The sequence below is a fragment of the Sphingomonas sp. Leaf30 genome, from assembly GCF_001422525.1.
Classification (GTDB): domain Bacteria; phylum Pseudomonadota; class Alphaproteobacteria; order Sphingomonadales; family Sphingomonadaceae; genus Sphingomonas; species Sphingomonas aerolata.
In genome coordinates this window covers 1-21,844 of the sequence record NZ_LMKZ01000002.1, presented here as the reverse complement: position 1 = coordinate 21,844, position 21,844 = coordinate 1, and the positions used below count along the sequence as shown (strand labels likewise).

The following is a 21,844-nucleotide window of genomic DNA, read 5'->3' as shown; positions in this document are numbered from 1 at the left end:
CGTCCTAGGGTCAGGACTCGTTGATCACCGCCAAAAGATAACGGTGGCAGCGAGAGCGACGGCAGAGAAGAAGGCCGTGGGGCAGCGTTCGTAGCGGGTGGCAACACGCCTCCAGTCCTTGAGGCGGCCGAACATGATCTCGATGCGTCTGCGACGCCGGTAGCTACGCTTGTCATACTTGATGGGCTCGTTGCGTGATCGCCGGCCCGGAATGCAGGGCTGGATGCCCTTGGCCTGAAGAGCGTCGCGGAACTAATCAGCATCATAGCTGCGGTCGCCGAGCAGCCATTGTGCCTTGGGCAGGTCGTCCAGCAGCGCTGCCGCGCCGGTGTAGTCGCTGACTTGGCCGGCTGTCATGAAGAAGCTCAAGGGGCGGCCGTTCGCATCAGCAACGGCATGGAACTTGGTGTTCATGCCGCCTTTGGTCCGACCGATCAGGCGGCCGAAATCCCCTTTTTAACCCGCAGGCTCGATGCCGTGCGATGCGCCTTCAGGTAGGTCGCGTCGACCATCACGGTCTTGGGCTCGGCATCGCCCGCAGCTAGCCCCTCCATCATGCGCGTGAACACGCCTCGCTCGCCCCAGCGCTTCCACCGGTTATACAGCGTCTTGTGAGGATCGTAGGCGCTGGGCGCATCTCGCCAGCGCAGCCCATTGCGGTTGACGAAGACGATGCCGCTCAGAACCCGCCGGTCATCCACACGAGGATTGCCATGGCTCTTTGGAAAGAACTGCCGCAGCCGTTCGATCTGCTCGTCCGTCAGCCAAAACAGATCACTTATCCCGGTCTCCTCGCGGAGCCTGAATCAGATCGCGACGCTCACATCAATGGGTCCTGAGCCTAGACGGCGAGCCAATACCTACGAGTGTCATGTATGCTAAAAACTGGCAGGGACTGGCAGGCTGCTGGCGGAAAGAAGAAGAATGGCAGAGACAGCGGCCGGGGGGCGGATGGGCCGCTAGCTAAAACGATCCGCACGGCATTGAATATCACAGATTTATGCAAAACTTTGCGGGTTTGCATCATGGGGCAAAGTGCTGGAGCAAAACTTATGACTTTGCATGAGCACAGTGGCAGGTTTTGGGTTTGAAAGATCGGTCTGGAATGACCTACTTTGGGAGCTTCGGGTGCATCCGGCTTTGGGGTCTGCTTTGCTGGTCGCCAACGTCGCGAAGGGGAGGTGAGCAGCCGTTCGGCAGACGCTATCGGGCGGTGCGGCGACGCCGGTAGAACATCAATGCTGACAGGGCGCCCAACCCCACAACTGAACCAAGCGCGCGGAGTTGGAGAACGTTCTCGGGTTCCTTAGGCGCATGTCCTCCAAAACTTCCAAGTGCGAAACCGAGAGCGAGAAAGAGTCCGGCTATACGAGCATGGCCTCGGTGGCCCAACCAGCCCACGATGGCCCAGCCCAGAAATCCGTAAATTAGGACGTTTGCACAAACGGTAAAGACGGTGAGCATTCGCAACGCTTCCTCAGATCAGGCTTGGTGAAGCTAACCAACCGAGACCTAGACCGCAATCGTTCGTCCGCTTTTGGGCGTTTCCCGACCGTCCGCTTCCGTGCCTGAAAGCGGACGGTCGGCTTTCGGGCTCGTCGTTCGCGTTCGTCGCGGCCGAAACGTCGCAATCTGGTGAATTCCGGTCCGTCTGCTTTAGAGCGGAGAAGATGCGACATTGCCGTTGCGTCAGCCCAAACTATCGGGCGAAGGGCCTTCAAGATCGGGCCGGCGGATTGACTCCCCCCCAGACCTTTCCCAAACTTGCAGGATAGCGATCCATTCCGCAATCATCGGGTTTCCGGGGCAATTGAAGCCGTCATCTCGAAGATGAAATGGCGGATCATCGTGTGCTTCGCTGATGGTCTCACCAGTCTTGCTATCGAATGGATAGCCTAAGACGGGTTCCACAACGTTCGGTAGCAAAATGGCTTGTGTGCCGATGGCAACGTCGAATGCGCGGCGGCACTGTTGGCAGCATACCCGCACCAACATATTTGTGCGGGCAAAGGTCGCTTTATCTGGAGCGTATTCACAGTACCGCGGGATACCGTCGAGCCACCAAGTCGGCGGCTCCGAGATACGATCCGTGATGTCCATGAGGGGGTAGTGCATCTCGATCCCTGCCTTCGAAGATGAACCTATGGCAGGTTTCAGGTGAGGGATAGCCCTAGGGGAACGACTAGGTTTGGGCGTAAGCGGTCATGTGACACGATCGGCTCTGAAATGGCCGGAGTTGGTGGATTGCGGCCCGACTACTTTTAGGCGAGGTTCGATCAAGGCAGACGTTGACGGGCTACGATTGCCGCCGTGAGTTTGCCTCGACGATGTAGCCGGGAGACAGCAGATGATTGCTTTAGTGGTCGGCCTCATGATGACAGCCGCCTCTCCAAGCTCGGCACAGCTAACAGTCGTCTGCGAAATTGGAAGCATCGCCCTGCGCGATCTGCCAAGCATCAACCACAACAAAGGATTTGATTCCTACTACGTCGCTCCTGACCCAAGTCGCCCCGATCTTCTGACGATTTGCCCTAGGCTTAAAGATGAAATCCCCCAAGGGTATCCCATTGCAGACGACGATGCGCGATCGCGAGCGGCGGTGCACGCGCCTATTCCCGGCCAACACATCCGAGAAGCCTTCATCTACTCTGTCGGAATTCCACAGATTAGTAGCGACGTTAAAAGCGCCGTCGTTCATTTCGCCTATTCGTGCACTGGCCTCTGCGGTGGAGAATTAGAGGCTCGCTATATTCGCACATCAAAGGGATGGCAGCGCAAGGGTGGGATCCGCATGCTCTTCGTCTCTTAAGCGTATCAGTAGCTGAACAATCGGTAGATTGCGGGCAAGCCGACGCGCATCCGGGATGACCGATTATGAGCGGAAGCGAAAAGGCGGGGATTGGTGGACAGCAGGCCGGTGGCTTTTCAGACGCCCTCTAGCAAAAGCCGCCGTCGCGAGCGGCACGGTTGTGTTCTACCTTGTGACGTTCACCGTGATCGTATCCGATACTATTTGGGCATAGCGGACTGGCTTGGACGGGAAGTTGAAGAGGAATACCCGGGCTCTCACTTTGTATCGGCCTGCTCCTGGGAAGATCGTTCTTGCGCTTTCGTGAGTGAGGACGCGGTAAGGCGATGTTACTGATATGGCGATCAGCTCCTCTATCTTAAGAGGAGGCGGGGGCGGTGAGCCTGCCATTGGCTTAGCAGGCGCGACCGGTTGCCCATCTTCCGAGATGACTTCAAACGCAATGCCCCGTGTGGGTTGCAGAAACGGCGATACGGCAAAGGTATTGTCCTTTGCGATAAGGTCGACTTCGATGGCCGCATCCCCGCGCATGGACAAGGTAGCCGCATGCAAGCGGACCTCGATAGGGGGCTTTTCCCCTGCCCATGCTGCCTGAGCGGGAGGATTCCAGGTTGCCGCAGCCTGAAGGCCTATAAGCCAGAGCAGTGGCATACCGATATTCCTCTATCCGTCAGCACTATCATAGCGCCTATGAACGGATGACCGGTCCTGGGTATGCTGCACGACCCGTCAAGTGGCAACAACTGGGCCCTTCCCGCCGGACCGGTTTTGGGGTCTGCTTATCCGCCAAGGAATGTCGCGACGTGGTGGAGAGCGGACGGTCCGCGTCCTGCAGTAGTGTAGCAGATTCAGAAGCCGCTACTTCAAAGAGCTTCTGATTGTTACTAAGATCGCAGCATGAGCAAAGATCCACTCTTTCCCCACCTACGAAAGGCTTGGCCGTTTGGTTGTCTTGCGGTCGGGCTTCTTGCGTCTGGCATCGGCGGTATTGTACTGCTGGGCAGCCTGTTGGGTACGTGCGATCCCTCAATCGGCTGTGCTGAAACTCATATTCTGGCCAGTCTGGGGTGGGTGCTATTGATCGCTTCATTATTCGCCGCACCAATATGGCTGGTCTGCGGGATTTTGAGGAGGCTGGTTCACCCTTCGGCTGGCGCATTTACGACCAACCTCCTTTTGACGTTCGTGGTGGTTCTTGCCGTAGTGCTCTGCTTCAGCCCTGCTGTCGACCTTCTATTCAGGATCGATAGGTGAGACCCTGATGATCCGCAGCAGATGTGAGCGAGTCCGCCCTTGACCCGCATCGGTCGGCGCATTTCTAACCTATAGCCATGTAAGCTACCATCAAGGTTGCGGCTTGCGCGTCTGTGTTTTGGCGTAAGCGGAATGGCCGAAATTGGGCGTTATCCACGTTCGCGCCGCCTCCGGACCGAATGGCCCATTATGGCGGACGGCGCCCCTTCAAGTGCCATTCGGCCATTCTACCAAAGTACGTGATCTGTAATCACGCCGCACCTGACAAGAAGTCCCAGCGTTGCGCCGATCAAAAGAAGGGTCAGGTACATAGCAATGGCTCGTGTTCGGCTTCGACGATCCGTATGGTAGCTCATGCTTGAATACCTCGTAGCTGGCGCTGCCACCAAGTTGAACGTTCCAGCCAGCAACCGAGGTTACTCGGAACTAAAGCTGGCCGTGTAAAGAGCAAAGCTAACGTCGAGTAGATTGAAGTCAATGTATAGATATCGGGGCAAGTGAGGCTGACCACTTTATCGCGGTTCCATAAGCCATACCGCAATGGTCATCTCGATCGACGCCTATTCTGCTCCCGCACAATGTAATCCGTCATGGCGTATCGCTGCGACGCCGCCGAGACTTGCTCCTCGGTCGCATATAGGGCCTTTAGCAAAAGACGATCTGAATCTGTGAGGTTATTGGGCTTATCACGAGTGGTAGCGTCAAACAGCGACATGATTGATCCAATGTCTCTGCTGACACTGTGCTCAGGATTGGCAAGCACGACCATTGAGACGTAGGAGCTCAGCTGCTCCCACGTGACATCGCCGCACCGGGGCAAATCGATGATCACAAGTATTTGCTTTTTATCCTCTCGCGAAGGTTGGGAAAGCCGCGATGCCGCATCCAAGCGCTTTTCAGTAGCTCTGCCCATAGTCCATCGGACCGGACGAGGATCCGTCAGTTCGGCCCGGTTCCGCGAGCGAGCGAGACCGTACTTGGCCACGTTCCGAAACATATTTGGCTGACGACGCAGAAAGCGTCTTACCAGTGCATCCGCCTGATCTGAGATTATAATTTCGACATTCGACGGACATGATTTGCCTTCTATCGGTACACCGACCGTTCGCGCATTAGCTGCAACCGTTTCAGCGATATATTGCGCCTTGTCCGGCAGGACGCCGCGGACAGTAACGCAAATCGACGTATTCCAGCGTGGAATTTGCGCATCGCTATCACCGGTCATCCGCTTGACCATGCCCGCCACTCGGGGCCTCCTAGTCGCGTTTACGATGATCTCTCTATCTGCAGATCCCGGCGCCGGCGGAGGTTCGATAGCCATGACTGACGGCCGCTGCGTCAATGGTTCTGGCGTGCCTTGGAACATCAGTAGGGCAACTGGCAGGAGCATCAGCACTTTGATACCATCCCAACCACGGCGCTTATAACTCGCGTGCCACGATAGGACGCAATTGCTTACCTATCAAGTTTGAGGCGTTCTGAGCGGTGTTTGTAGCATCGATCGTCCCGCATCCGCGAACGTAAGTTGCTCCCTGTCTCGCGCTAGGCTGTCTCACGATGGAGGATTAAACGAGCGCCGGTGCGGTTCGAAGCTGTCAGCAGCAGTCAAATTTACCCGTTCTCCTGAGATAGGCCCCGTCACCTTTTCAAAACTGCCTTTGGAGAATGACAATCGGGAGCCATCTTGGTGAATGAATGGCTGTTTTGAGAAACGAAGCTTACCCGCCACAGCGTCTGATTTTGGGCGTTAACGGACGTATCGCGGGTCGCCTGCGTCACGCGTTGGGCTTTCGTTTCGTTAGCGTCAATCCGCGCCGGGATTGTTGGTCCACGATGTCCACACACTCAGAAAGCAAGGCCGCAATAAGCGAATTATTTTCCGCGTCGGCCTTGGCCAATGCAGCTTGTATGAGGTCGTGTAGGCTTACCGCGTGCGATACGTCGTTCATTTCGGCTTCTCGACAATGACCTGGGTGGCAGCGGAGTAATCGTGCTATCATAATCGATACGCGGTGACCATTGCCTCGTTGTTATCGGATAACGCATGGCAAAGTTTGACAGTGCACTTGACATGGCAAAAACTCAAGTGGCCCTCCGCGCATTGCGGTACGGCCATTTTCCCGCCGACATTTTTGATGAATATGCTTGGGATATGATGCTCCACATGTACATCGCTTCCCTTCGCAAGCAACCAATGCATGTTGATAACATCATCAATCTTACATCGAAGAATACTGCGACCGGCTCACGTTGGATCAAACACCTTTCCGCTGAGAATATGATCGATGTGGACGGTGATGTAATTTCGCTATCCGAAGACGCATTTGATCGAATGAACGAGTACCATAGCCAGGCTATGGATCTCCTGGAGGCGTAAGGCTTAATTGTCGTTCGGCTCTAGGTAGCCTGAATGTCGGCTTGTGGGCGCTTCCCGCCTGTCCGCTCATGGGGTCCGCTTTGCCGACAGCGAATGTCGCGACCTGGTGGTAAGCGGACGTTGATCGCGCAATCATGAGAACGGCTTCCTAACCGTCTTTGTAGGACCGCCGTCCAGGTCTAGCCGCGAAGTAGCCCAGCAGCGCTGTGCCTCCCCAACCAATCAAGACCAGTATTGCCCACGGAATCGACACCAGCACCAAGCCGCTGCCACTCTCGGCTACGGCTTTACCAAGGAAGAGGGCCGGTGGAGTGAGCGCCCACAGAGTAAGCAGCGAGCGTCGCAGTCGCGCAACTGTCAGAGACGCGAGCCAAAACCCGACGAAGCCGCTGAAAAGCAGAGCGGTAAGTAGCGGCAACATGGCACTGACCCTAGTAATCAATCAAACTTCCGCAATTGGGGGTAAGTGCAGTTGCTTGGATGGAGAGGAAAGCGGACGCTGGCAGTTAGTGTGAGCCGAACCACATGCCCGCGACGTGGGCTATGCGGCCACCGCAAGTGAGTGCTGTGAAAACCCCGCATACAACCAAAAATGCGTTTCCCAAATCCACTAGCTTACGGCTCATTCTTGTACGCTCCATCATTGACGGTCCGATAGCGTATTTACCCATTCGAATGTCTGCAAGTGGGCGCTTTCGGTCATTCGGCGCGATCAGCGTCGCAATGGCTGAATGTGGTGGATTGCGGACCGTCCGCTATTGGGAAGCAGATGGCGTTAGCGGACGTCGCCTGATGCTGCGGCCTTTCTCAAAAAGGATCGAGAAATGGGAATGGTCGGCAACCCACAAGCTAACTGTCCAGCGGGAAGCCAGAATGGTTAGTGCCTCTAATTTATCGGAGTCACGATAAACTCTTCAACTTTCCCCTTTGGGCCGGGTTCTGCCCGCAGCGAAACTCCAAGCTTTCGACTATCGAGATCAAATAAGAATTGCTCACTTGTGAACCCACCGCGAATGTCGGATTGTACCTGTATCACGCTTTTAGGCTCACCAAGCGGTGCGAGACTTGAATAGTATTTCAAAGTCATTTCAGGTGAAAAGTAGGAGTTTCCATTCAATGTGAAAATGCTACGGTCGAGCGTCCCGGATCGCACCATATTGTAAATCACGCGGGCTCGATCAACACCGCTGCTGTTGGCAAACAATTGCTGCTCAATTGCATCTGCGATGGATATTTGCGCGTTGCCGAAATCGGCATTGTCTGCGACGACGATCGCGGCGTGATCGTCAGGATAGATCCTGTTCTCGGTAAGGAACCCGACAAGACCTCCCCCATGCGCAATGACACGATGCCCGTTTGTGTACGCCACGGTGACACCGAGGCCGTAGTTTGTGCCAACCCCATTCGACAAAACGGTTTCACGTTCCTGCGCCTTGTAGGCTACGTCCGACATCAGGCTGCGATTAATTACAGATATATCCCAGCGCGCTAAGTCGGCCGCAGTCATTGCGAACTGGCCTGCCGCGAAAGACCAATTAGCTGCGACCGGTTGGGCGGCACGGATTGGACCAAGTGCATCTCGGGTAAACCCTTGCGGATCAGCGTCGTTTAGTCCGGAGTCGATTTCAACTGGCCTTAGGCCGAGACGGGCGAAAACGTGAGTTTGCAAATAGCTTGCGAGCGATCGCCCAGATACTATTTCGACAATCCGACCCGCCGCGACGTAGCCAGTGTTAGAGTATTGCCATCGCGTACCGGGCTCGAAGTCGAGCGGCAATCTTGCCCAACGATTTAGTATTTCATCGGGGGTTGTTGCCCTTTTCATTTCCGTAAATGCATAATCCTGCGGCCAGTAGTCTCGATATCCGGCTGTGTGATCGAGCAACTGCCGAATCGTTACATCATTAGCTCTCGTAAGGTCGGGTAGGTATTTGGACACCCTATCGTCCAGAGACAGTTTGCCTTCGTCAGCGAGGATTAAGATCGCAGACGCGGTAAATTGCTTGGAGACTGAGCCTATCGAGTAGCGAGCATCCGTGCGGGCCGGCTGGCCTTCGCGTTGGAAGCCATATGCCTTGGAGTAAACAAGCTTCCCGTCCCGAACGATAGCAATCGAAGCGGCCGGCACCCCGCTGTCGGCGAGTGCCCTGGTAGCTGCGGTATCAATAGCATTGATTTGATCGTGTGAGAGGGACTGACCGCTACACGGTGCCGTAGCAAGAGCGACAAGCCCAACAGAAAACGAGAAAATTACAGGCCAGCTAAACATCAGGGCACCCTCTCATCCAATCTTTTATTCAATATCACTTCGAAACGATATGGCAGGTTGCCGCTTGAATGAACGGAAGCGGGCAATCTTTCTCGATTATTGCCATCCGGGTTTTGGCCTCACGGCATACAGGCTGCCGGTCCGACTTTGAACTTTCCCGATTGGGAAGGTCCAGCGGGAAAGGCGTGGTGCGGCAATGGTTTCGTCGTCGCCGAACGAGCCGCTTTCTCAAAATCTGTTCCCAATTGGGTTTGCCGAAATTGCCTGCCGGACATGGAAAACGGGAATCTGATTATGGCTCGAACGTCAGGTTTCAGGATCTTGCGCGTACAGACTGAACGACCGGGTTTGGGCGAAAGACGAATGCCCGGAATTGGCGGGAGGCGGCCCGGCCCCTTTCGGAAGGACCGAGACGTTAGGGGAGCAACCTGACGGTCAAGACCGTCATGAAGGGTCGGGGCGCTCGACTAGTGCACCCCACCTACGACGGCCCCATCGACGCCAAAACAGGAGTACAAGCGCTAGCACGAGGAATGGCGGCCCAAGTCCGGCTACGACCCAGAGCAGAGCGGCGAGCGTCAGGCCGATCGAGCCCAGCGCGGTATCGCCGGCATCGCGGAACCGGTCGACCAACCCCGTTCCCCGGCCGGTCCGATACGCGAAGGTCATCGGCGTGTTGGCCAGGCTCTCGCGCTGCGTCGCCGCTTGGGCCGCGGCGGCACGAACGGGTTCTGCAAGCGCCGCCTGCTGACGGAGAAGCTCAGTGCGCTCGCGTGGCGAGAGGTCAACGCGCGCGAGTTCCCGCGTGATGCGCGCACGGTCGCTGTCCAAATCGGCCTGTTGAAGGGTCGTGACGGCTGCCTCGGAGGCAACGTCGGTACCGCTGATGTCGACGCCGGTTAGTGTCGCGCCCATGCTCTCGGCACGCTTGACGCCGTCGCGGCCAAAGGTCCGGGCGATCGACGCCGCGACCTTGACCGCCAAGCTGGCGTTCACGTCGCCTTGGCGGTCAACGCTATAACGTAACCCTGTTATGCGACAGCGCGCGGTACCGAGGCTTTCGCACGCTCGGGCATGGTCCTCCTGCAGATCCCCTATGCGCGTCGAGGGCAAGACCAAGGAATAGCTGTAGTCGAATGCCACGCCAGCGATCGCGTTGCCGGCGACGTCGGGCTCCCCTGCGCTGCCCTCCGGGGCGCGGCTGCATCCGGCGAGCACGATCAGGGCAATGCCCGTAACAAGCAGCTTCATCGGTGCGCTCTCCCTGCGATTTCAATTACCATCGGATGCATGGGGATTTGCGTCAAGCATTGTTCTATCAAGTTAAGGCGCTCTGAAACCGATCACCTTGGCAGGGGCTCACGCTTGAGGACGTCTTGGCGACGCGTTGTTCGTGCTAGCGGCTGAGGCTGCCGAGCATGCTTGTCAGACGTCGGATCGTAGTCGGTCGACTTCGGAGTGAGTGGGTCGGCCCAGGAGCCTCAGAACGGCACGACTTGGTGGATTGCGGACCTTCGAACGGCCGTCGGCCGCTGCTATTAGAGGATATGGTCAGTAATCACGTCGAGCCTGACAAGGAAGCCTAGCGCCGCGCCAACGCAAAGAAGGGCCACGTATAGGGGTCGGTCCCGGCTAAGGGCAAAATGACACCCTAAGCCGAATGGTAGGCCGGTCGAGCCCGTCTAGACACGTGAATAGATCCGTCGCTGTCATGGTTGGGTGACGAAACGGACCGGCCCCCGGGGGGCAATTAGCATGGCGGGGGGCGATCCGGCGCGGACGACAAACTGATCTAGCGGAACCGCATCGGTAGGTGCGGTTGCAGCAAAAACTTGGACGAGTCGGTGTCCATCGGTTGGAATAAGCGTCTTGGGAATGGATAACGGTTCGCCACCAAGATCGCCTAACCAGGTAGGACGGCCATAGCGATAGGTGCGTCGAGGGTGGACGACTTGCAGGTCAACCGCCCCGGCATATTGCCCGAGCACCAACGGCCGGTCGCCCTCGAACAGGATACCGTCGCTATTTTTCACGCGCGCGGCTGCCATATAATAAGACTGGCGAGTAGAGGCGGGCACCTCGGTCACGGTGGTCTGGTCGATTGTCAGCGGGTTAATGCCGGTCATTCGCTTTAGCCGTGCGGCCATCCACTCGATCTTGCCACCGTTATCTTCATCAAGCGCTGCCTCGGCAACGTGGCTGTGGCCTACATAGATCAGAAGCTTGGCTGTAGGCAGGCGCCGGTGGATTGCGGTTAGATTATCCGCCTCGGCCTGTTCTCGCGCTTCGATGCTTTGGCGTCGTGGGAGACGTCCCTTGGGCCGCTGTAGTCTGTTCTGTTCATATGACACCGGCTCGTAACCGATAGCGAGTGCGTTGCGCAGAAACGCGGCATATACCGGGTCACGGGTATAGAAGCCGGTGCTGATCCGGACGAAGCGATCGTGGGCGAGCCGTTCCACAAGGGTCGGCTGACCAGCATAAGGGGGTTCGTTGTCGAACGTCTCCGCCGCAAGCACCGAATAGCCCAACGGGCGCAGCGCCTGCGCGACCCGCCAGGCAAAGGCACGATCGCGCGGGTGGCTATGCGCTTCATTGAGGATCACGATGCCCGTGTCTCGCGCCCGGCGAACAATCTCCGCGATCGCGTCACGCCCGACTGAACCCGCGATTGCCTTGTCCCAATCGGTGTCAGCAGGTCTAGGCGGCCGAGACTTGTCGAGCGTTGCCAGATCAAGCTCGTTGGTGACCGCCGAGCTGACCTGCTCCCACATCTGGAACGCGTATTCGTCAGTGGCTTTACCGTGCGTATCGAACGCGGCAGCGGCGAGTTTGTCGGTTGCTTCTAAATAGCGACCATTGTCGTACGCAGCCATTGCAGTAACCACCGGGCCACCGGGCTGGGGCACTTGCGCCCAAAGCGGCGTAGCAAAGATGATTGCCAGCCCTATAGCCACTCTCATTCGGCTGCTCCTCATAATCCCGATGCCGAAGATGGATCGTCTTCCAACGCACGTCTAGTCGGCATCAGTTTGTCTCGACCGGCCCCTGCTCGAAGCCCCTGCTGATAGGTCAATCACAAGACTCCTTTTGGTCAAGCTTCGGGCCAGTTCAAAGGGCGAGAAGTGTCTGAATGCCGCTCTCAATGATATCCGGAGGGTACCGCTTATTCAGCCGTTTCGATATAGGGAGCCGTCTCCATCCGCGCCCGCCCGACGATCGCAGCGACGGCGTTCTTGCTGAGACTGAGATCGCGGGCGATCCAGCGATAACAGCGGCCCTCGGCAATGAGCGCCAGCACTTTGGGTACCAAGCGTCGGACTTAGGGCGGTCGCCGACCTGCCGCCCAAGCTTCCGGCCCCGCGCCCGTGCCGCGGCGAGTCCGGAGCGAACTCGCTCGCTCAGCATGTCGCGCTCGAACTGCGCGATGCCAGCCAGGATCGTTGCCATCATCCGGCCGTGCGGCGTATCGACCTCGAAGGTCATGCCGCTTATCGCGACTACCGACACCCTCAGCCCGACAGCCGGTTGGGCGCACATCCTACTCACCAGCGAATACCTCTGGCCCAAGAGCACCACCACTTAGGGTGTCATTTCGCCCTTAGCCGTAACCGACCCCGTATACGGCGATGGCTCGTGTTCGGCTTCGACTGTCGGTCTGGTAGCTCATGTCTGATCGCTTCGTAGCAGCATCTGCGTAAAGGTGGACGATCAAACCGATGTCCGCGATTGGTGGAAAGCGGACCTTCGGTCTTAGAGGCCGGACCCCAGGAAACCGGCTGAACGGGTATCCCGGATGCATCGGTGTTTTGCATCGCCGGATCCCGCGTTTTGCTGCAGTTCATCGGCTGATGCGCAATCCGTGAATTTTGCACCAGCACCGCAAAAATCAGCTGCGGCTTGGCTTTGCCGCTTTAAGTCGTTCCGCCACTGTCATGTTGCTCTTTGGACGGCATATCCGTGTCAAAGGCTGACAAGCGATGCCGGGGTTTGAGCAGCGCTGCTTGCCATCAGTTATCGTACAGGCGCGGCATTCCCGCTTTGTGTCGATGCATCCTTGTGGCGCAGCTAGCAGTAGCGCGAATGTCAAAAACATCATTAGATCCTTCAATCACGGCATGCCCAGCAGTTTGCGGCCCCACACACGGCATCGTCAAGCGACTGATCGCTTATGCAAAGATTGTGATTTTGCATCAGCACAGCAGCAGTACCGCCGATGTTTAATTTTCCGGAAGGCTAAAAAGGTTCTCTACGGGCACGTTGAATAGATGGGCCAGCTTGAGCGCCAATGACAAACTAGGCTCAAACCGACCTGTCTCGATTGAGTTGATTGTTTGTCTGGAAACGCCAACGAGCGTTGCCAATCCAGCCTGCGTGAAGTTCGATTCAGCCCGGTGTTCCGGGAGGCGAGTTAGGACGCCCATTTGCGCGCAGCCGTCCGGCCGAACAAGATCGTGAGCGCTGAGAACAGGATTAGGGGGGCAGGCCCCTGTATGGGCGGGCTAATCCCGGTCATATCTAACAGGCCCCACACTGTAAGGGCAGCGGCAGTCCACGCGCCACTCATGCCGAGCGACCAGTTCTGCACTCGATGAAACAGTTCATCCTGCCGGATGCTCATGCGCCACCATAGCAGACCAGATAAGGCAGCAAAGCCGATTACCCAGGCCATGACCCAAGCGGCAGGCAGATAGAGGGAAGGAGTCGAAACAGCGGTGCCTTCAATGGGCATTGCGCCTTGAAACTCGATACCCACTCGGCGTGCAGCGTCAGCGGTCCATTTGAAAAGCGGCATAACGGCCACCACGGCGCTAGCCATACTCCCAGACACAAGGCGTCGGCTCTTTTGATCTAAAGCCGCCCAATTGACCCCGGCCCCACGGTGAGTGAACTCGTACATCTGCTTCCCCTACGCTTCTGCAAAATGTCAAACATACGCGACATTTTGAGTCAAGTATGTTTGACTCGTAGGAGCGGTTTTCTCGCGTGAGCGACGCTACCCTTCAGGAATCATAGTTCGCAATTTGAGCCGGTCCTGTGATGCAAAACTTTTGATTTTTGCATCAAGAGCGCGTCAGCTCTCTTGGAATCGATCAAATTTTGAGAAGGCGTTGGGCTTCGCGAAAACCGCAGATATCAGCGCTAATTGGCCCGGTCTGTCAGTGGTAAATGTCCTCATCACGGCTTGGCCGGAGTGTCGGAATTGCTGCTGTTTTGAGCCTGAACCACAGTAATTCTTATAGTCCGATGCGGAATGCAGACGCTCTCTGGGTTCAGCGTTCGCCCAAACTGATAATGCCCGATCGGGCATTGTCCTGCCTCCCAAGACAGTTGACGGTTTATCGAAAAACGATACATATCGTTTTTCGATAAACGGAGCGCTGTGTGCAGGATCGTATTCTTGTCGTCGCAAACGGATTGGTACGGTTCGCGCACTGGCTGAACTGGGTGGTGGCATTCGGTTTTGTGATCGCAATCATCCTTTCGTTCGTGTTCGGCGACGCGTTGTACGCGCAGATTTCTGCAAAATATCACGGCCGCCATGTAACTGAGACGATCGCCTTGCTGCGGGCCACAGGCATGCTCAGCATTGTCGTCTGCCTCGCGGTCTACCAGCTCTTCAGCCGCCTGTTGTCGATTATGGAAACGGTGCGCGCGGGCGACCCGTTCATCGTCGCCAACGCAGATCGGCTTCAGCGGATTGGCTGGGCTTTGTTCGCGATCCAGGTGCTTGATCTCGCATTCGGTGCGATCGTGTTCGCGCTTGATCGTCTTGGTATTGATCACGCAACATGGGTTCCCGGCTTTACCGGCTGGATCGGCGTGGTGATGCTCTTCGTGCTTGCCCGTGTGTTCCGCGTCGGTGCGGCGATGCGTGACGATCTGGCAATGACCGTCTGATGCCCGTCGTCGTCACACTCGACGACATGCTGGCGGCTCGGCGGATAACGTTGACCGAGCTATCGCAGGCGGTCGATATCACGATGGCAAACCTATCGATCCTGAAGACTGGCAAAGCGAAGGCGATCCGCTTCTTGACCCTGGAGGCAATCTACGAGGTGCTCGACTGTCAGCCGGGTGACATCCTGAGTTTCACGCAAATGGGGGAAACGGATTGATCGAACTTGCGGAGAAAGCCGGAACGCGAAGGGGGATCGGCAGCGCGCTACGTGGTGTAGGGCGCGCCGTGCTCGAAACTTATCAGCATGGCGGGCGGACGATCGTGACCGCGCCGCTGATCCTGGGGATCGCTGTGCTGCCGGAATTCATGCAGCATGTCGCAGAGATCCATCTAGGTATGTTCGACTCCGCCGGGCGTTTCCGCGCGCTTGCTAACGATCCACTTCGCTGGGGTTTTGGCTACGTAAAGGTGGCAGGGTTCATGATCGCCATGCTCGCTGTCGCGCGGTTCTGGTCAGTGAGGTCGATCCCTCAAACACTACTGGTCCCGCCAGCAACTCTGCTACGCGTCGCGGCGGGATTGATCATAGGGTTCGCTTTTGCGTGGCCGTTTGCCTGGCTGGGCAAGCAAGGCTTGTCACCCGTAATCAATATACCTCTTCAGATCGTTTCTGCCGTGATTCAGGGGGGCTTTCTGATCTACGTCATTGGCGCGTTAGTGGAGGACGGGTCCGTGACGCCAAAGCGCGCTATGACGTCGCTGCTGCCCGCCGCGATCATGCTCAGCGTGCTGGTCGCTGTGGCATTCACGCCGTCGCAGGCGCTCCACATGGCAAACCACAAGCTGGCTTTGGGACAACCCCTGCCGATCGTGTGGATGCTCATGCTCTTCGATGCACTGTGGGTCGGACTATTTGCAGCGCTGGTTGGCTCTGCAATGTTTGTCGGAGTGAGAACCGGGCTGACCTGGCGGGGGTGGACGGTGCATCCTAGTGATCTGAACCGGTCAGATGTTCATATCCTTGAAGGCGCAAAACGGAGTGCGGTTATATGACGCCGATAGTTCTGTTCTTGATCTGCTGGGCAGCTTTGATCGTGGCCGGGGACACGCAGATCGGGCGCTCGCTGCACAATGTGATGGTGCAGCTACCCGCCGTTGCGGCAAACCGCCTTACACGGGGCAACGTCGCGATTGCGATCGCCGTTCTGTTATTGATCGTCTTGCACGTAACTGCCGAAGACGGTGATCGAATCCGCATGGCGGGCCTGGCCGTCCCTGACTTAACCATTTGGCTTACAACCTTCGAAATCAGCACCGTCATTGAGGCGACTACTGGTTTAGCAGTAGCATGGGGGGCAATACGCCGAGTGAGCGTCTCAGCGGCACATGCGATCCTTCCTTTTCGCTCTGCTGCACTTACAAAGGGTAAGGCTCGACGGGTTCGCCGCAATCGGCGCCGCAGTTACTCTTCTCCCGTGAACGACGATGAGGATAGGGCGGGGCTGTCGCTCGCGGCCTAAAACAAAAGGTTGCCCATCATGTTCGTGATCCTCCGACGCCTTTCAGGAGTGAATCACGCCTCCCGCCTCTTCGCAGGCAGCCGTTTTTCAACAGTCTCGGTCGGTTGTGAAGCTGCCGCAGGCTCCACACATTTTTGCGAAGCACTCAGTGTCAAGATCCCGGTTCGAAATGTCCGCTTTCAAAAGCGGCCGACTTTTCTCGCTATGACCGACGTTAGACGGGAAAGGCCCGACCACTTTTCAGCGTCTACTGCCCAACGCGCATTGTCGGAAAACACATGATTTACGACACTTCTAGTCTTGGCCGCTGCCGCATAAATGCCGCCTTCGGTCAGGTTGTTCGACAAACCCTGTCGCTTTGATAGAGGGTTCGAGAACGTGCTTTCGGGGGTTTGTCGTACATGCTGGTTGGATATATGCGGGTCTCGTCGGCCGACGATCGCCAGACGGTCCACCTTCAGCGGACGCGCTAGTCGCAGCCGGCGTCGATCATCGTCATTTTCATACCGACAAAGCATCTGGCGCACGTGACGATCGGCCAGGACTGAAAGCCTGCCTCGATTATCTGAACCCAGGCGACACGCTAATCGTGTGGAAGCTCGACCGGCTTGGACGCTCGCTGCCGCACCTACTGGCGATCGTCACCGATCTGAAGACGCGCGGTATCGCGTTCCGGTCGCTAACCGAGCAGATGGATACGACCACGCCGCACGGCGAACTGCTGTTCTCCCTCTTTGGCGCACTTGCACAGTATGAGCGCGCGCTTGCTGCGGCAAAGCGTCGCGGACGCCAGGGTGGCCGCCCGCCGATGATCGATACCGAAATCCTCGAACGGATTACAGCCGCGCTGAATGGTGGGGCCAGCAAGGCATCTGTCTGTCGAACCTTTAAGGTACCGCGCTCGACGCTAATCGGCACGCTGAGCCGGATCGGCTGGACCGCACCCGCGAAGACCTAACTCGATCGCATCAAGCAGTCTGTCCGAGGAACACACGGCTATCGAGAATAGGCTCTGCAGGGTCGCTCATCCTAAGTGATATGCCGTAATCACGGCACCAAACGACCGGCAACTCGTGCCTCATTATATGCGGTGCGTCCCAAGATGGATCATTGAACGGCAATTTAGTAAGCTTTCCGCAAACGGATCGATTCGTCGTTAAATATCTGTTTGTCTTGAACATCGGAGCAATTGAACCTAGTTGCATGCGCCCCCCAAAGAGACAGAGATTATAATGGACGATGATATCAACGCGGTCGAGTTGGCCGCTGAACTGACCGCTGCGTGGTTGGCCAATCCTAACACCCGCACGAATGCCGAGGATGTGCCTGCCTTTTTGCGGTCAATGCATGCCGCTGTCGCTCAACTGTCAGGAGCAGCTAATTCAGCAGCCCCGGAAGAAGCTGCACAAGCTTATGAGCCTGCTGTCACGGTACGTAAGTCGCTGGCGTCGCCCGATCACATCATTTCGATGATCGACGGCAAGTCATACAAGACGTTACGCCGCCATCTGTCGAGCAATAGCCTTACACCCGAGGAATACCGAGAGCGCTACAACCTGAGGGCCGATTATCCTATGGTCGCACCTTCGTACTCGGAAGCACGGCGGACCATGGCAAAGTCGATCGGTTTGGGGCGCAAACATGGTCAGACAGCCGAAAAGGCTACTGATGATTCTTCTAAGGCTCCCCGCAAACCTCGCGCAACCAAGGTAACCGAGGAGGCATAAACGAAAGCGGGGAGGCTAGCCCTCCCCGTTTCCGTTCGGCTTCGCCAAGTTTGGGACGTCTCGTATGTCGCTAGTTTTGCAACAGTAATTGACCGAAGGCAGCTTGTGTCGTGTCGCAAAAGTGGTCCCTTTTGCAGCTAGCTAGGGCACTACTGCTTCTCTAGAACAAAAGCGGCCCGAAGGACTGCATGATGATCGCGTCTTTATTAATCGCTGCCTTGGCGGCCTCGGTCGCACCCACCCACGAGAAGTCCGAAACTGTTCAAAACCGCAGTTTTTATGCGATTGGTTGGCTATGTGATGGCAGAGAATGCCAGTCCAGTCCTCGCGAGTTTGGTCCCAATCTGGTCTTTAAAGTGCCCCCCTCAAAAGCAGGTTTCGACCGCGCGAAGAAGCTGGGTCAGAGCTGGGGCGTTGTGCTGGAATGTGCGATCGTGGTTGATCGCCTCGTCAAATGTAAAGTTGCAGACGATACGGCTGGTTCGGAAGAGGCACGGGGTGTTGCCCTTGGGCTTGTAAGTTTCTTCCGACTTCAGGCTGGAAACCCGGGCAGGAAAGCCTCTAAGTCCCACGCAATCGTCAACATCATGTATGAGGCAGGCGACTGACCAAGTTGGATGTGCACCATCACACCGGCGCCTGTATCAATACCGCCGGCATCTACGCCCCCTCGATAACGCTGCCGACCACTTATCGAAAATGATGCAAAATCAAAAGTTTTGCATCAGGCCTGACAGTAGCGCAGCGGGCTCAAGAGGGTTGGAGGCAATCCGAATTCGTTCAGTTTATCCTAACCCTTCAAGCGCATGCTTTGAGTATGATACGCCTTTTCACGATCGTTACCGCGTCGGTAGCCCTCGCCAGCTGCGGCAACGCGTCTGCACAGTGCGCTACTCGCGATGCGCAAGGCCTCGTTGCCTTGATGAAGCCGGCCGAGCAGTTCAGGTCGATACTGACCATGGCAGTTGGGCGAACTCAGACTGCCGCTATGGTGAAGGCCCGGGACGGGGCTTCGGGTGACCAGAAGCTTGCGCAGGCAATCGACGCGGCCGTTAAGCGTCATAGCGCAGAGTGGGAAAAGAACTTGGTCAGTAGCTGGCAATCGCTCAGCGCCGCCGAGATTGGCCAAGCATGCACCGCTATGCAGAAAAATGATCAAAGATCATTCATGCCCTTCGCTGAACGCGTTGGACCCCAAGTGCAGTCGCTAAACGAACCCCTGCTACGCAGCGCTGCCGCAGAGGTACTCAAAACCGCCTGGTAAATCCGACTTGATGCAAAATTCACAAGATCTGCATCAGGCTCGAAGCCGCGGGAATCGTAGCATCGCTTGATGCAGAAATCTGATGCGTTTCGGCCCTGAATGTCCGGGTTTGGTGGGAAGCGGACATTCGATCGGTCGTCGAAGGCTGTTACCAGAGGATATGATCGGTGATCACGCCAAACCTCACGAGAAAGCCTAGCGCCGCTCCTATGAAAAGCAGGACCGCATACACGGTGATCGCTCGCGTCCGGCTTCGACTGTCTGTTTGATAGATCATTCTTAAGAACCTCGTAGCGGAGTCTGCTGCGAAAGTGACCGATCCAACCGATGTCCGCTAGTCGGCGTAAGTGGCATGGCCAGAATAGATTGCTAGCTGCCCTTACGGCTCTCCGCATTTTTCATAAATACGACCGACAAAATCAGAACCGGGGTAACGAACTTCGAAATCGATGATGCTGGATCATCGGTGGTCGTGCACCAGAACAAATAGAGGAGGTTAGCCAGCGCAAGCACAACAAGGCCGCTACGAGCCTTATGGCCGCGTATCCAATATACAGCCCTCATTGCCTTCGTTCCTCGCCGCCACGGCGGTAACTTATCTCGGGAACGAAATGTCCGCTAGTGGGCAAAGGCGGACATAGCCTTGTCGCGGAAGTGCTGAGTTTCGAACGTCTCGAATGTCGCTGCTTTTGCGACATTCGAAACCGATAACGGCTTGTGTCGCGTCGCAAAAGGGGTCCCTTTTGCAACGGTCGAAACCGCCCATTGTCGCCGTTCAGCACGGTTGTCGCGGTGCCGGAAAGCCGTCGCTTATTGAGGCTGGAAGGCTATGCTGCCTGCAGCCTCGGTTGCCTGCAATCTGACGCAGGCATAGGATGAAGCGACTTATCAAGTGAGGACTGATCCCATGAACGCCTCCGATCAACGTCGCCGAACTGGAAGAAGGCACCTTTTGGTTGCCGCAGTTGTCGTCCTCGTGGCGATCACACAATATGCTGGCTTGAAGGACGCTACTCACGACTTCGAACGCGGCTTCCGGGACGGCACTGGCGGCCGCTAAGCCGCCATTCCGCTTTCCACCCATCCGGCCATTCGTGATGCACAAATCAAAATTTTTGCATCAACGATAATGCCGTGAAAGCGCGTACCCTCAGCTATCCGCGACCATCTGACAGTGCACTATCGATGGCTGGGCGAGGTAGTAAGGGAGGCGTGCTATCAGCATAAGTCAGCCAGTTACGCCAGATCATATAAGTCCGTAAGCGCGTTAGGCGTATGCGGCACCCGGCCTCCATGCTCGTCCTGATTGTGCCATCCCGATACTTCTCAAAAATCGCACCGCATTCAGATTCTCTATACGATAGCCATGACCGTTGAGCTTGGATGAAACCTTTGGCTACAGGCTCCCCACCGTCTTTGCGAACTCGCTGAACTGCCACGTCGTAATAGCGGTTTAGATCAGCATCTGCCTCGCCGAAGCGAGCTGCGAGACAGTCGTTCACCTGTGTAGTTGTTGCACCAGAGCAAGGAGCAGGATCAGGGCTGGCACTGACGACCATCGCTAGCGCTAGAAGGGGCAGCACAGGCTCTCTCCTTAATCAGTAGATCCTAGTGATAGCTCGCTAAACCAAGAACGGAAGATCGTTTCCCAATGATGCAAAACTCACAAGTTTTGCATCATACGATGAAGGGCAGAACCGTGGTCTGAATTTTGATGCACATCTCCGATGCGTTGTAGCAGTCAAATCTGCCGTTAGGATCGACAGGGAACAGGGGGCAGTAAATTATGAACCTATCAAATCCACTGGCAGCGTTGCTCGTCGCTGCCGTCATTGTATCGCCGGCATTGGCTGAAACATTCAATTATAAGGCACCGGCTGGGGCTAACTTTCTGCTCCGCGATCAAGCCATTGGCTGTTATCGGGGGTACAGCTTCTCAACGTCGTCGACCCTAGCTAACGTTGCCGGTTATTATGACAGGCAAGCTCAAAAATCTGGCCTAAAGCGTTCTGTCGTTCAGCGCCGCCCTGGTTTTCACTTCGCTAACTATCACGATGCTACCGGTTTTTCGTTGAGCGTGGCCGTGAATGCTCGATCAAAGCCGACCACCGCTACCATCATGTATCGCGGGAGAAACAGGCCACCCCGCTGTTAGCGTCCCTGATTTCGATGCAGCCGCGATATTGTTGCCTGATCGACGTCGAACAGCGCTGCGACAGTGCGTTGCGTGTCGCCAGCTGCAAGCCGCTGTGGCGCTTCTGTCTGCTGGTGAGGGGAAGGGTAGCACGTCGGCCGAACTTGACGCCACGGGCCTTGGCCTGGCCCCTGCCGGCAGCGGTGCGCTCGGTAATACGATGGCGCTCATAGCTGGCGGCAACCCCCAGCACCGCAATGATGACATCGGCAAACTGCGAGGTGGTGTCCACCATTGGCTCCGCAATCGAGCGGAAGCCAGCACCGGCTTCCTTCACCGCATGGAGGATGTTCAACAGGTCACGGGTATTACGGCAAGGCGATCAGTGGACGTCACCATAAGCACGTCGCCGGTATCGAGCGAGCCGATCGCGCGCTTGAGCTGGGGCCGCTCGGCAGTCGCGCCGCTGACCTTCTCGCGATAGACCTTCGTGCAGCCGGCCGCATCGAGCTGGGCGAGCTGCTGGGCTAGGGTCAGGACTCGTTGATCAAAGCCAGAAGATGACGGTGGCGGCGAGGGCAATGGCGG

18 protein-coding genes and 3 pseudogenes are annotated in these 21,844 nt (G+C 56.7%); 10 read left to right on the top strand and 11 right to left on the bottom strand.

What is annotated here, in order from left to right; all coding sequences use genetic code 11:
* Nucleotides 1–24: 24 nt before the first annotated feature.
* Nucleotides 25–782 (bottom strand): annotated as a pseudogene (locus ASE89_RS19640) (IS5 family transposase).
* A 907-nt stretch (nucleotides 783–1,689) separates the two neighbouring features.
* A complete protein-coding gene (locus ASE89_RS20230) occupies nucleotides 1,690–2,115 on the bottom strand; it encodes a hypothetical protein (protein ID WP_156363337.1) in 426 nt (141 codons plus the stop codon).
* Between the two features lie 232 nt (nucleotides 2,116–2,347).
* Here ASE89_RS20230 and ASE89_RS20225 point away from each other — a divergent pair, with 232 nt between their 5' ends.
* Together ASE89_RS20225 and ASE89_RS20220 are read left to right on the top strand one after the other, a co-directional pair.
* On the top strand, nucleotides 2,348–2,809 hold the full coding sequence (locus ASE89_RS20225; RefSeq protein WP_156363336.1) for a hypothetical protein: 462 nt from the start codon (nucleotides 2,348–2,350) through the stop codon (nucleotides 2,807–2,809).
* Between the two features lie 897 nt (nucleotides 2,810–3,706).
* On the top strand, nucleotides 3,707–4,063 hold the full coding sequence (locus ASE89_RS20220; protein WP_156363335.1) for a hypothetical protein: 357 nt from the start codon (nucleotides 3,707–3,709) through the stop codon (nucleotides 4,061–4,063).
* A gap of 544 nt (nucleotides 4,064–4,607) precedes the next feature.
* On the opposite strand, the gene ASE89_RS20215 is transcribed toward ASE89_RS20220, so the two are convergent.
* Nucleotides 4,608–5,309, bottom strand: coding sequence for a hypothetical protein (locus ASE89_RS20215; RefSeq protein ID WP_156363334.1), 702 nt, complete (start codon nucleotides 5,307–5,309; stop codon nucleotides 4,608–4,610).
* A gap of 798 nt (nucleotides 5,310–6,107) precedes the next feature.
* Between ASE89_RS20215 and ASE89_RS07010 the strand changes: the two genes are divergently transcribed.
* Nucleotides 6,108–6,440: a hypothetical protein gene (locus ASE89_RS07010; protein WP_056675533.1), complete on the top strand. Its 333-nt coding sequence runs from the start codon at nucleotides 6,108–6,110 to the stop codon at nucleotides 6,438–6,440.
* 886 nt (nucleotides 6,441–7,326) lie between these two features.
* Here the strand turns inward: ASE89_RS07010 and ASE89_RS19635 are convergent.
* From ASE89_RS19635 to ASE89_RS20755, 6 genes are all read right to left on the bottom strand, one after another.
* On the bottom strand, nucleotides 7,327–8,709 hold the full coding sequence (locus ASE89_RS19635) for a serine hydrolase domain-containing protein (protein ID WP_082451312.1): 1,383 nt from the start codon (nucleotides 8,707–8,709) through the stop codon (nucleotides 7,327–7,329).
* A 444-nt stretch (nucleotides 8,710–9,153) separates the two neighbouring features.
* Nucleotides 9,154–9,960, bottom strand: a complete 807-nt coding sequence (locus ASE89_RS07000; RefSeq protein ID WP_056675526.1) for a hypothetical protein — start codon at nucleotides 9,958–9,960, stop codon at nucleotides 9,154–9,156.
* A 458-nt stretch (nucleotides 9,961–10,418) separates the two neighbouring features.
* A complete protein-coding gene (locus ASE89_RS06995; protein WP_156363333.1) occupies nucleotides 10,419–11,585 on the bottom strand; it encodes a hypothetical protein in 1,167 nt (388 codons plus the stop codon).
* Nucleotides 11,586–11,875: 290 nt separating this feature from the next.
* Complete coding sequence (locus tag ASE89_RS21550) at nucleotides 11,876–12,010, bottom strand: hypothetical protein (protein WP_443024343.1); 135 nt, start codon at nucleotides 12,008–12,010, stop codon at nucleotides 11,876–11,878.
* A gap of 919 nt (nucleotides 12,011–12,929) precedes the next feature.
* Entirely contained in the window at nucleotides 12,930–13,133 is a 204-nt protein-coding gene (locus tag ASE89_RS19630) for a helix-turn-helix transcriptional regulator (protein ID WP_082441315.1), read from the bottom strand.
* A complete protein-coding gene (locus tag ASE89_RS20755) occupies nucleotides 13,121–13,609 on the bottom strand; it encodes a hypothetical protein (RefSeq protein ID WP_056675521.1) in 489 nt (162 codons plus the stop codon). Before ASE89_RS20755 ends, ASE89_RS19630 begins: the two co-directional genes overlap by 13 nt.
* Nucleotides 13,610–14,094: 485 nt before the next feature.
* Here ASE89_RS20755 and ASE89_RS06980 point away from each other — a divergent pair, with 485 nt between their 5' ends.
* From ASE89_RS06980 to ASE89_RS20210, 7 genes and pseudogenes are all read left to right on the top strand, one after another.
* A complete protein-coding gene (locus ASE89_RS06980; RefSeq protein WP_156363332.1) occupies nucleotides 14,095–14,610 on the top strand; it encodes a DUF2975 domain-containing protein in 516 nt (171 codons plus the stop codon).
* A complete protein-coding gene (locus tag ASE89_RS06975; protein WP_056675512.1) occupies nucleotides 14,610–14,828 on the top strand; it encodes a helix-turn-helix domain-containing protein in 219 nt (72 codons plus the stop codon). Before ASE89_RS06980 ends, ASE89_RS06975 begins: the two co-directional genes overlap by 1 nt.
* Nucleotides 14,825–15,664, top strand: coding sequence for a hypothetical protein (locus ASE89_RS06970; protein ID WP_156363331.1), 840 nt, complete (start codon nucleotides 14,825–14,827; stop codon nucleotides 15,662–15,664). The genes ASE89_RS06975 and ASE89_RS06970 overlap by 4 nt, the downstream gene beginning before the upstream one ends.
* The gene (locus ASE89_RS06965) at nucleotides 15,661–16,131 is read left to right on the top strand and encodes a hypothetical protein (RefSeq protein WP_056675506.1); all 471 of its coding nucleotides are present in this window, start codon (nucleotides 15,661–15,663) and stop codon (nucleotides 16,129–16,131) included. The genes ASE89_RS06970 and ASE89_RS06965 overlap by 4 nt, the downstream gene beginning before the upstream one ends.
* Before the next feature lie 401 nt (nucleotides 16,132–16,532).
* Nucleotides 16,533–17,089: pseudogene (locus ASE89_RS06960) on the top strand (recombinase family protein).
* A 274-nt stretch (nucleotides 17,090–17,363) separates the two neighbouring features.
* A complete protein-coding gene (locus tag ASE89_RS19625) occupies nucleotides 17,364–17,858 on the top strand; it encodes a MucR family transcriptional regulator (protein WP_082451311.1) in 495 nt (164 codons plus the stop codon).
* A 191-nt stretch (nucleotides 17,859–18,049) separates the two neighbouring features.
* Nucleotides 18,050–18,466: a hypothetical protein gene (locus tag ASE89_RS20210; protein WP_156363330.1), complete on the top strand. Its 417-nt coding sequence runs from the start codon at nucleotides 18,050–18,052 to the stop codon at nucleotides 18,464–18,466.
* A gap of 1,810 nt (nucleotides 18,467–20,276) precedes the next feature.
* Here the strand turns inward: ASE89_RS20210 and ASE89_RS21545 are convergent.
* A complete protein-coding gene (locus tag ASE89_RS21545; protein WP_192007786.1) occupies nucleotides 20,277–20,681 on the bottom strand; it encodes a lysozyme inhibitor LprI family protein in 405 nt (134 codons plus the stop codon).
* 592 nt (nucleotides 20,682–21,273) lie between these two features.
* Nucleotides 21,274–21,838 (bottom strand): annotated as a pseudogene (locus ASE89_RS06950) (recombinase family protein).
* Nucleotides 21,839–21,844: the final 6 nt, after the last annotated feature.

Coding starts and splice junctions, on each gene's coding strand:
- ASE89_RS07000 (WP_056675526.1), bottom strand. CDS start 9,960: ATGAAGCTGCTTGTTACGGGCATTGCCCTGATCGTGCTCGCCGGATGC.
- ASE89_RS20755 (WP_056675521.1), bottom strand. CDS start 13,609: ATGTACGAGTTCACTCACCGTGGGGCCGGGGTCAATTGGGCGGCTTTA.
- ASE89_RS07010 (WP_056675533.1), top strand. CDS start 6,108: ATGGCAAAGTTTGACAGTGCACTTGACATGGCAAAAACTCAAGTGGCC.
- ASE89_RS20220 (WP_156363335.1), top strand. CDS start 3,707: ATGAGCAAAGATCCACTCTTTCCCCACCTACGAAAGGCTTGGCCGTTT.
- ASE89_RS19625 (WP_082451311.1), top strand. CDS start 17,364: ATGGACGATGATATCAACGCGGTCGAGTTGGCCGCTGAACTGACCGCT.
- ASE89_RS06995 (WP_156363333.1), bottom strand. CDS start 11,585: ATGGCTGCGTACGACAATGGTCGCTATTTAGAAGCAACCGACAAACTC.
- ASE89_RS19635 (WP_082451312.1), bottom strand. CDS start 8,709: ATGTTTAGCTGGCCTGTAATTTTCTCGTTTTCTGTTGGGCTTGTCGCT.
- ASE89_RS21545 (WP_192007786.1), bottom strand. CDS start 20,681: ATGGTCGTCAGTGCCAGCCCTGATCCTGCTCCTTGCTCTGGTGCAACA.
- ASE89_RS20225 (WP_156363336.1), top strand. CDS start 2,348: ATGATTGCTTTAGTGGTCGGCCTCATGATGACAGCCGCCTCTCCAAGC.
- ASE89_RS06965 (WP_056675506.1), top strand. CDS start 15,661: ATGACGCCGATAGTTCTGTTCTTGATCTGCTGGGCAGCTTTGATCGTG.
- ASE89_RS19630 (WP_082441315.1), bottom strand. CDS start 13,133: ATGGGCGTCCTAACTCGCCTCCCGGAACACCGGGCTGAATCGAACTTC.
- ASE89_RS20230 (WP_156363337.1), bottom strand. CDS start 2,115: ATGCACTACCCCCTCATGGACATCACGGATCGTATCTCGGAGCCGCCG.
- ASE89_RS20210 (WP_156363330.1), top strand. CDS start 18,050: ATGATCGCGTCTTTATTAATCGCTGCCTTGGCGGCCTCGGTCGCACCC.
- ASE89_RS06975 (WP_056675512.1), top strand. CDS start 14,610: ATGCCCGTCGTCGTCACACTCGACGACATGCTGGCGGCTCGGCGGATA.